Here is a 1,727-nt window from a genome sequence, read left to right as displayed (position 1 = left end):
CCTGGCACCGCAGCCGCAGCCGCAGCTGCGGCTGCCGGCGGGGGCGGCGGCTCCCGGTGAGCCGACTCCGCTCGGGCGCCACCGGAGCGCCGAACTGGCCGACGCGATGCGTGAACTGGGGGTCGTGGACCACAGCTTCCTCGGAGGCCGGGGCCGCTACCGGGACTCCGGAATGATGGGTGAGCCCACGAACGAACGGCCCGACTGCTTCTGGCAGGCGCCCGTGGACGAGGCCGCGCTGCACCTGGTGCGGGTGATCCGCGAGGTGCGGCCGCAGCTGCTGATCACCTACGACCCGGACGGGGGCTACGGCCACCCCGACCACATCCAGACCCACCGCGTCGCGATGAGGGCGGCGGAACTGGCCGCCCGCCCGGACTGCGCGACCGACGCGGGCGAGCCGCACGCGGTGTCCCGTATCTACTGGAACTGTGTGCCGCGGCCGGCCCTCGAGCACGGCTTCGCCCGGCTGCGGGCCGCGGCGGACATGAGTTCGCAGGTCCATCCGAAGGGGTCCGCCGCGTTCCCCTTCGCCGGCGTCGCCGAGCCGGCCGACGTGCCCGGGGTGGTGGGGGGCGAGGTGGCTGTGGATGCGGTGATCGACGGCCGGGCGTACGCGGAAGCGAAGGCTGCGGCGATGCGGGCGCACGCGACCCAGATCGTCGTCGACGGTGACTCCTTCGCCCTGTCGAACGGGTTGGGTCAGCCATTGCTCAGTACCGAGTACTACCGCTTGGCCCATCCCGTGGGGCAGCATGGCGGCGGCATCGCAAAGGACTTGTTCGCGGGAGCGGGCGTATGAACGGTGACAGTGACGGCAGCGCGGAGCGGGAGCAGCGGGGCGGGCGTTCCCTGCCGCCCTGGCCGCGTCCGGTGCCCGGTGGGCGAGCGGCTCGCGGGCTCGTCTATCTGGCGCTGACCGTGCTCGGCGTACTGGCCGCGGTCGCGGGCTCGTTGGTGCAGAGCGGCTGGTTTCCGGGTGGTCTCGTGCTCGCGCTGGCCGGAGCCGTCGGGCTCTTCTGGGGCGGGACCAAGCTGTGCCGTACCCGGGTGGGCGCGGTGGCACCCGGGGTGGGCTGGGCCGTCACGGTGGTACTGCTGACCACGGCCCGGCCCGAGGGCGACTTCCTCTTCGGAGCGGGATTCGGTTCATATGTCTTTCTCCTGGGCGGGATGCTCGCCGCTGTGATGTGTGCCACCATCGCGCTGCCAGCACCGCCAGTGCCAGGCCCCAAGTACCGCTGATGAGGCCGCTGTCCGGGCGATTCGGTGTAGCCGGGTCCCGGGCGAGCGACGCCAAGTAAAGTGGTGCGCGCCGGCGAGCCGTTCATGGACAAGCATGATGGGCGGCGAATCCAACCGGGAGTACCTGCTTTGAGCCGTGAAACTGACAGTTCGTCCTCCGGGCCCCAGGGCCGTGGCGGTTCGCCGTACCCGTCGGGGCCCGAGCCGTACGGACCTGGTGCCGCCGACGCCGACGAGGCGGCAGCCTCGGGCGCAGACCCGAGCGCGGGCGCGCAGCGGCGACCGGACGATCGCAAGACCGAGACGACCATCACCACCCGCATCCGGATCAACATCCCCGGTTCGCGGCCGATCCCGCCCGTCGTGGTGCGGAAGCCGGTCGGCGACAGCGAGTCCGGCGGCGCGGAGGACGTGGGCGGTGCCGCGGCCGGTGCGGAGCTGCCGCGCTCGCCGCTGACCGGCGACGGCGACCGCTCCGGCGC

At 72.8% G+C, this 1,727-nt stretch carries 2 protein-coding genes and 1 pseudogene; all 3 read left to right on the top strand.

Features of this window, described 5'->3' with window-relative positions:
• Positions 1-802: N-acetyl-1-D-myo-inositol-2-amino-2-deoxy-alpha-D-glucopyranoside deacetylase (gene mshB, locus ACRDP3_RS03305; protein WP_431515282.1), on the top strand; the 802-nt coding region annotated here is incomplete at its 5' end.
• Entirely contained in the window at positions 799-1,245 is a 447-nt protein-coding gene (locus ACRDP3_RS03300; protein WP_431515281.1) for a DUF6113 family protein, read from the top strand. The genes mshB and ACRDP3_RS03300, both read left to right, overlap by 4 nt.
• Before the next feature lie 129 nt (positions 1,246-1,374).
• Positions 1,375-1,727, top strand: a pseudogene (locus ACRDP3_RS03295) (hypothetical protein); the annotation flags it as partial.

Origin of the sequence: Streptomyces sp. (assembly GCF_050698815.1) — a bacterium.
In the GTDB taxonomy this organism is placed as follows: Bacteria; Actinomycetota; Actinomycetes; order Streptomycetales; family Streptomycetaceae; genus Streptomyces.
Note: the sequence above shows the minus strand (reverse complement) of the source record. Positions and strands in the feature narration are given on the sequence as shown.